6 protein-coding genes and 3 pseudogenes are annotated in these 7,024 nt (G+C 69.0%); 4 read left to right on the top strand and 5 right to left on the bottom strand.

The window, feature by feature from the left end:
- Positions 1–365: 365 nt before the first annotated feature.
- The 3 genes and pseudogenes from ACFY4A_RS42030 to ACFY4A_RS42040 form a co-directional block, all read right to left on the bottom strand.
- Complete coding sequence (locus ACFY4A_RS42030) at positions 366–1,148, bottom strand: class I SAM-dependent methyltransferase (protein WP_390834594.1); 783 nt, start codon at positions 1,146–1,148, stop codon at positions 366–368.
- Between the two features lie 42 nt (positions 1,149–1,190).
- A pseudogene (locus tag ACFY4A_RS42035) lies at positions 1,191–1,564 on the bottom strand (transposase); the annotation flags it as partial.
- 68 nt (positions 1,565–1,632) lie between these two features.
- Positions 1,633–2,400 (bottom strand): hypothetical protein, encoded by a 768-nt coding sequence (locus ACFY4A_RS42040; protein ID WP_390834599.1) that lies wholly within the window; start codon positions 2,398–2,400, stop codon positions 1,633–1,635.
- A gap of 88 nt (positions 2,401–2,488) precedes the next feature.
- On the opposite strand from ACFY4A_RS42040, the pseudogene ACFY4A_RS42045 reads away from it, so the two are divergent.
- Positions 2,489–2,689, top strand: a pseudogene (locus tag ACFY4A_RS42045) (hypothetical protein); the annotation flags it as partial.
- 110 nt (positions 2,690–2,799) lie between these two features.
- Here ACFY4A_RS42045 and ACFY4A_RS42050 read toward each other — a convergent pair.
- Together ACFY4A_RS42050 and ACFY4A_RS42055 are read right to left on the bottom strand one after the other, a co-directional pair.
- Complete coding sequence (locus tag ACFY4A_RS42050) at positions 2,800–3,042, bottom strand: hypothetical protein (protein WP_390834595.1); 243 nt, start codon at positions 3,040–3,042, stop codon at positions 2,800–2,802.
- A 443-nt stretch (positions 3,043–3,485) separates the two neighbouring features.
- A pseudogene (locus ACFY4A_RS42055) lies at positions 3,486–3,783 on the bottom strand (hypothetical protein); the annotation flags it as partial.
- 265 nt (positions 3,784–4,048) lie between these two features.
- Here ACFY4A_RS42055 and ACFY4A_RS42060 point away from each other — a divergent pair.
- The 3 genes from ACFY4A_RS42060 to ACFY4A_RS42070 all read left to right on the top strand — a co-directional run bounded on the left by ACFY4A_RS42060 (position 4,049) and on the right by ACFY4A_RS42070 (position 6,892).
- Positions 4,049–4,276 (top strand): hypothetical protein, encoded by a 228-nt coding sequence (locus ACFY4A_RS42060; protein ID WP_390834596.1) that lies wholly within the window; start codon positions 4,049–4,051, stop codon positions 4,274–4,276.
- A 434-nt stretch (positions 4,277–4,710) separates the two neighbouring features.
- Positions 4,711–5,970: an FAD-dependent monooxygenase gene (locus tag ACFY4A_RS42065; RefSeq protein WP_390834597.1), complete on the top strand. Its 1,260-nt coding sequence runs from the start codon at positions 4,711–4,713 to the stop codon at positions 5,968–5,970.
- 523 nt (positions 5,971–6,493) lie between these two features.
- Complete coding sequence (locus ACFY4A_RS42070; protein WP_390834598.1) at positions 6,494–6,892, top strand: LppP/LprE family lipoprotein; 399 nt, start codon at positions 6,494–6,496, stop codon at positions 6,890–6,892.
- The last annotated feature ends 132 nt before the right edge of the window (positions 6,893–7,024 follow it).

Below are 7,024 nucleotides of genomic sequence, written 5' to 3' on the forward strand. Positions count from 1 at the left end.
TGACGGCGATTCGGCTTTCCCTGCCCTGCTCCGCAGGAGTCCGTTTCCTCCCCGGCCTGAAGTCCGGGGTATCCACGGAGGAATCCCGATGAACACACTGCTGTGACCGATCCGCTCCCCACACGGACTCGCGCCCCGCGAGCCGGGATCCTGGTCCGGCAACGGCCCCGCCAACCCTGGCGGTCGGCAGGAACCAGGAGAACGCCATGACTCCCACCCGTGTGCGCCGAGGCTCGGTACATCGGTCGTCGAGGCCGGCGCCCCGAGTGGTCCCGAGACTTTGGTATCCAGTGCCGTGACCGGCAACGTTGACCGGTTCGCCATGGATGAACGGAGAGCCAGGCAGGGCGGAACCGATGTCTGGACTACTGCGCTGAGGGAGCGCGCTGTGCGGTGAGTACGGGCTGGTAGTACCCGCTTGAGGCCGGACTGTGCCAGGTGATGTTGGTGAAGCCGGCTTCAGCCACGAACTCTGTCAGCTGCGGGGTCGTCAGCGCCCAGTAGGTGCTCCGGCGGACTCGGACCTGCCAGGTGTTCTGCGCGGGGATGAGCTGGAAGTGCTCCAGGTCGTAGCGCTCGCCGTCTTCATGCCAGTGCCACAGCTGGAAGGTGATCACTTGGCCGTCGCGTGTTTTCGAGACCTGGGGAGGTGTCGCCGTGGGTCTGGTCTGGCGCGTCTCGTCATAGGCCCGGACAGTGACCACCAACAGTCCGTCGTCTCGGAGCACCCGTCTCATGCCGAGGAGTGCCGCCCGGAGATCTTGCCCGGAGAGCAGGTGCGGGAGCGAGTTGTCCGCGCAGAGCACGACGTCGAATGACGTCTCTCTGAACGGCAGTTGGCGCATGTCAGCCGCAGCGGCCGGAAGCCGGCTGCCCCGGGCCGCCGCCTCGGCGGCGGCCCGCGCGGCAGCGACCGGGCTCAGGTCGCTGCCGACGACCCGGTGCCCGGCCAGGGCCAGCCCGATGGCCTGGGTGCCGATCCCGCAGGAGCAGTCCAGGACGGTGTGCGGTCCCGCGCCGAGAGATTGGCGGACGAGTCCGCCCAATACCTCGGCCTGGTAGGCCAAGCTCGCGTCCCAGTCCCGGAACATCAGGTGGTAGTCGTGGGCCAAATCGTCGTAGAAATCCCGCACGGAGAGTTCGGACATGTTTCCCACCGTAGTGCGTGGCCGCCAGGGAGGACGGGCAGTTCAGGCAGCGGCTGCCTGACTTCGGCCGCCCCAGCGGATGCCCTTCTCGCTGCGGATACGGGCGCGTTCGCGGCGTTGGGCGGCCAGCACGTCGGGGTGGCGGGTGTTCGCGTTCCGCCGGCGGAGGTGGGCGTGGAGGGCTCGGGTCTGTGCGGTGTGGTTGCGGTGGTTGGAGTTGGCGATGGTGAACTGTCGCAATGGTCGAAGTGGGCCTCGATCGGGTTGGCCCAGGACGCGTACGTCGAGGTGAAGCACAGCTCGACCCGGTTCTTCTTCGCCCAGCTCCGGATGGTCTCGCCCTTGTGAGCGGAGAGGTTGTCCAGGATGACGCAGATCGGGGCGCCGTCCGGGCGGGCCGCGCGGATCGACTTCAACGGCACGGGAGCCTTGTCCATTGCGGGCACCGCCGCCCTCACCCGATCAGTGGCCACGCTGAGAGAGCTCACCGACCCAGCATCCAGATCAACTTCGACGCGTCCACCGACTGGTTCGCGGACGGGGTGGCCGAGGGGACCGGCTTGTCGTAGTCCACGAGGTAGATCCAGTCGATGTCTTTGCCTTTCGCGGTGAGCTTGATCGGATAGGGTTTGCCCCGCGTCGCGACGTACTCCGCGAGCGCGGTGCCGTGCGCGTCCCGGCCGGTGAGCCGTACGGCCCTCATGCCGTCGACGGTCGTCGTGCCGTCCTTCCGCTCGCCGAGCACACGCTGGTGGCTGGAGATGTGCTGATGGGCCTTCAGGTCGCACAGCCGGGACGCGTTGCCGAACAGCTCCCTGAGTACCCGGTCGTCGTTCTTACCGTGGACGTACCGGTTCTTCATCTGGTTCGCCGCCCTGGTTCCCTTGCCGCCCGGGAACTGGGACTTCCAGTAGGCCACGTCGGGCTTGACCCACACCTCGTCGCCCCGCTTGACCAGCTGTGCGCTGCCCTTGTCGCCGAGCGTGAAGGAGCCGGTACAGTTGACCTCCCGGTCGAGCTGGAGGTCCAGGGCACTGGCGGCGTCGCCCCTCGAAGCGGCCGGTCCCGAGTCCCTGAATCTCAGGTGTACGGATTGGGCGGAGCGGAAGGCGCGGTCCGCAAGGTGCCCGATCTCCCCCGGGGACTTCCTCTCGATGCCGTTGTCGCCGTCACCACCCGAGGCCCAGGTTGACATAGCGCACAGCACCACGGCGCTCGATCCCACCACGGTTACGAAGAGTGTTCTGGTCATCACACCACCTCCACAAACCGGAGATCCCACCATCACGCTATCTCCCGGGCTTCCTTCTCGCGCGCAGTGTCAGAGCAGGGTCCCGCTACAGCGAACGGTCAACCGCTCGCTCTCCGCGGCCCGGGCCCCGGTGGAGCGTGGAGTGGCCCGTCTGAAGTCCTGGTGGGTCTTCCGCAAAGCCTGGTGCCGCCCGAATCGAATCTCGTCAATCGCCGCAGCGGTCCTCACCCTGGAGCGGCAACGCCGAAAGAGCTCCATGATTCGCTGGCCGCGCCTGCCTCGCCGCTAAGTGGCGGGCCTCAGCGTCCACACGTGCCGACGTACCCGCCGCCCGACCTTCGCGATCTTCGCCAGGGTCGTGCCATCCAGCCCGGTCAGCAGCCGGCGCACCGTCGAGTCCTAGGCCGGAGTACCGAACACGCCCTGGTGGCGCTGGAGTTGCTCGGCCTCCAACACATTCCTGGCCCCGAGCACGATCGCCACGTCGAGCTGGACCAGCACCCCGGCCCGCTCCCGCCAGCCGCTCGCTCTGCTGGAGGGCAGTACACCCGCGAGCCCTCGCGTCAGCCCGATCCGGTCCGCCGGTCGGCGCAGCAGCACCGCCCCCGCATGCCCCACCAGCCCCTTCCCGTCGGCCGTCAAGGACAGCCTCCGGTCCGACCCTGTACGCTCGACCACCAGAAAGGTGTCCTGACTCCTGCACCGGATACGAACTCGACACTCGCATCCTTGCAGCTCGGCGGCACCTTTTTGCTGTCAGGGCGTCAGCTCACCCAATTCCACCGAATAGCCGGGGCCTGATCCTCGCGTTCTTCTCGTGTGCCGAGGCGCGCACGCAAGCGCCGCGGGAGGTTTTCTCCGTGGTCCCGGATGGCTCAACTCCCTGCGATTCCCGGCGAGTCCGCCCCTGCACCACCAATGGGTCCTACGGTGACACCCTGCGCCTGAACCGTACTCGCCGGCCTCGCCGCTGGACTGACGGCGGCCGCCTGTGTGAGCACCGCCGGGCCGTCCGCCGGGCCGTCCGCCGGGCCGTCCGCCGGGCCGCCGGTACGGCCGTTGTCGCCGGTGCCGTTCGGGGGCGTACCGCCCGTCTTGCCGTTGCCCTGCCGGCCGCCGGAGAAGCCGCCGCCACCGCCGCCTCCGTCGTTGCCCTTGCCGCCGAAGACCCGGCCGAGGCCGTTGTAGCCCGTGATCAGGTCTCAGGCGGTGCCGTCCGTGGAGCCGCCGATGTACGGCCGTTCCGAGGCGGGCACCAGTGGACGCGGCCGCCGTCCACCAGGAGCTTGAGATCGCCAGGGCCACGCCCGCGAGCACCAGGTTCATGATCCGCTTCACGAGCTTCGGTCTGGCCGCGTACGGGTAGACCGCGAAGACGCCGGGGCCGGCGCGGAGGGCGGGGTCGCGGTGACCGTCCGGCTGGTCTACGGGGCCGGCGCCTCAAGGGGCCCGTCCCAGGACCGGCAGGGCTGTCACGGGGCTGGGCACCGGGCTGGCCTGGGCGGGACGCGGACTCATATCAAGATCATTTACGGGTGTCAAGTCACGGCATTCAGTGGCGTGACGACGCATGACCCGTTCGGGCTTACTCGAAACACGACCTCACCGATCCGGAGTGAGGCTCATCCACCGAAAGGAAGGACAGGTCGTGTTTCGAACGCGTAAGAGGATCGCCAAGGTCGCGGCCATCACCGTAACCGCCGCAGGGGCCCTCCTGGGCGGCGGCGCCGCCGCCCAGGCCGCACCCGCCACGACGCACGCCACCACCGTGGCAAGCGCCAGCAGCTGGGACGGCTGGGGCCACCACGGAGGCTGGGGTCACCATGGAGGCTGGGGTCACCACGGATGCTGGGGTAGCTGGGGCGGCTGGTGGTAGCCGACCCCGGGCAGGCGGCACCGACGCTGCCCTGACCCCCGCGGCACCCCGAGGCGGCGCCTGACCGGCCACGAGGAGCCCCCGGTCAGATCGCCAAGGCCCGGGCGCGGGTGCGGCAGACACACCTCAGGTGTGAGCCGCACCCGCGCGCCCGGTGCCGGGCACAGGCCCAGCCCCCTTCTGTGCCCTCGGGCGCGCACCGACCCACAGGCACCAAGACCCAACCCACCGAGTCAACCCACCGAGTCACCCCAGAGACTCAACCCAGGGAAGAGGAACCCATGCGACCACTAGTCCAAGGACCCGACCGGCAGGGGACGCCGGCCGGGACCGCCCTTCCGCCGCTGGGCGGCCCCAGCCCGACACCGACCGCGCACCAGGGTGCCGCAGCCGCGATGCGGCCGCCCGGCCGTGCAGCCAGAACGGGAGACGCCATGAAGATCGTGTGCGTCGGCGGTGGACCGGGCGCGTTGTACTTCGCGATCGCGGCCAAGCGCCGCGATGCCGGCCATGACATCACCGTCATCGAACGCGACCCGCCGGGGGCCACCTACGGCTGGGGCGTGGGGTATGGGGACGACCTGCTCGACCACCTCTACCGCAACGACCCCGACAGCGCCCAGGCGGTGCGTGCGGCCTCGGCCCTGTGGCAAGACCAGGAGGTCCGCCGCGGGGAACAGACCGCGTATCTGGGCCGGTACGGCTACAGCATCGCCCGCGCCACCCTGCTCGACATCCTCACCCGACGCGCAACCGAGCTGGGGGTGGATGTCCAGCACCGCCGCAAGGTCGACGACCTGGCCGAGCTCGCCGACGCCGACTTGATCGTCGCCTGTGACGGGGCCAACAGCCGGGTGCGCCAGTTGCACGGCGACCACTTCGGCACCCGCCTGGAAGTCGGCCGCAACCCCTACATATGGCTGGGCACCGAAAAGGTGTTCCCCCGCTTCACCTTCGCCTTCGAACGGACCCCGGCCGGGTGGATCTGGTTTTACGCCTACCCCTCGAGCGCGGAAATCAGCACCTGCGTCGTCGAGTGCGCCCCAGAGACCTGGCGGGGGCTGGGGCTCGATACGCTCGACACCGCCGACGGTGTGCGGTTGTTGCAACAGATCTTCGCCTCCGCTCTGGACGGCCACGCGCTGCTTGGCCAGTCCCGGGGGGAACCGGCACGCTGGCAGCACTTCACCGAGGTACGCAACGCCACCTGGTGCCACGACAACGTGGTGCTGCTGGGGGATGCCGCCCACACCACCCACTACACCCTGGGCTCGGGCACCCGGCTGGCGCTGCTGGATGCGATCGAGCTCGCGCACAGCCTGTATATGGAGGCAGAGCTGCCTGCCGCTTTGCAGGCCTACGACAAGCGCCGCCGGGCCGCGCTCCATCCCGTGCAGGCCTCGGCCCGCACGAGCATGGCCTGGTTCGAGCATCTCGACCATTACCTTGAGCAGGATCTGGTGGACTTCGCCTACGCGATGTCGGTACGGCAGGGGGCCCTGGCGCCGTGGTACTACCAGCTGCACAGGGCCACCCAGGTCCCGGTGCTGCGCCGGGTACGACGGGAAGCCAACAGGGGCCTGCGGAGGTATCTGGCGCTGCGGCGCGGGGAGACGGCCCTCGGCACGGGCAGCGCCACCAGGAGGGCCACGACCACGGCGGCCCTGGCGGCACCGGCGGGGCACCAGCAGTGACGGCACCGGACAGGGCAGCCCGGCAACCTGGACCACCGAACTTGTCGAGCCGTGATTCCTCATTCCCCTGGCGATTTTTCGGCCGGGCCGACTCGTGGCAAAACCCCGAAGGACACGAACCCCACCGCAGTGCTTTTCCTCATCCCTCGCGATGCGGCCGCCCCGGCGCACGACGAAAATTCACCAACCCGTGTGCCGGGCCGAAAACCCTGCACCCGGAAAGAAAAAACCCATGAGCACTCACCCATGCACACATCACCCGGTGCCCGCGGCGGCCGCACCTGCCCAGGGCTTGCCACCGAGACAGCCCAGGCCGGCACTCCGTTCCCGGTTCTTGTACACCGCCCTCGCTGCCACCGCCGTCGTCCTGACCCTGGCCCCCGCAACGGCACTAGCCGCGCCCCCTCCGGGGGGCTTGCCCCCTCCGTACGGTCCCGGGCCCGGTCTGAGCGTTGCGACGATCGGGGCGCTGCCTGGCTCCTCCCGGGCCGGTGTGCCCAGTCCCAGCGCGATCGCGCGGGTGATGACCACGACCGTCGAGACAGGCGACCCCTCGGAACATTTCGCGCCGTCCAGCGCCCCGGTCACGGTAGCGGACGGGTCCGGCGGTTATCTGACCGCGGTGATCGGCACCCGTTCTCCGAGCGTAGACGGGTACGGGCAACTGGTCTTTTTCTGGCACGGCACGACGTTTGTCGGCTGGGACAGCAGCAGCGAAAGCCTGGCCATTCAAGCCATAACTCCCGGAAAACCGGGCACCATCCGAGTCGCCTACGCCCATTACGGGCCCGATAATGGATTGTGCTGTCCCTCCCTGCCCACGGTCCCGATCGAATACCGGTGGAATGGGCACGGCTTCACCCCCTCAGGGATGCCACCAAAACGCGGAGAGGAAGCGGCGGTGAGACTGGAGGGTACCTGAACGGTCAGGGTGGTGTTCCAGCCAGGCGGTGTCAGATTAGGGCGTGTTTCGAAAGTAGCGCCGTCCGCCCGGAGGGCGGGCCCCGCGGCGTCTGGTGCGGTGCATCGCAAGGCGGAGGGTCGTCCGCGTACT

The organism is Streptomyces sp. NPDC001292 (genome assembly GCF_042896465.1).
Taxonomy (GTDB): Bacteria; Actinomycetota; Actinomycetes; order Streptomycetales; family Streptomycetaceae; genus Streptomyces.

What these genes read in the sequence shown, in the direction of transcription:
- ACFY4A_RS42030 (WP_390834594.1), bottom strand. Translation starts at nt 1,148, where the DNA reads ATGTCCGAACTCTCCGTGCGGGATTTCTACGACGATTTGGCCCACGAC.
- ACFY4A_RS42070 (WP_390834598.1), top strand. Translation starts at nt 6,494, where the DNA reads ATGACCACGACCGTCGAGACAGGCGACCCCTCGGAACATTTCGCGCCG.
- ACFY4A_RS42040 (WP_390834599.1), bottom strand. Translation starts at nt 2,400, where the DNA reads ATGACCAGAACACTCTTCGTAACCGTGGTGGGATCGAGCGCCGTGGTG.
- ACFY4A_RS42065 (WP_390834597.1), top strand. Translation starts at nt 4,711, where the DNA reads ATGAAGATCGTGTGCGTCGGCGGTGGACCGGGCGCGTTGTACTTCGCG.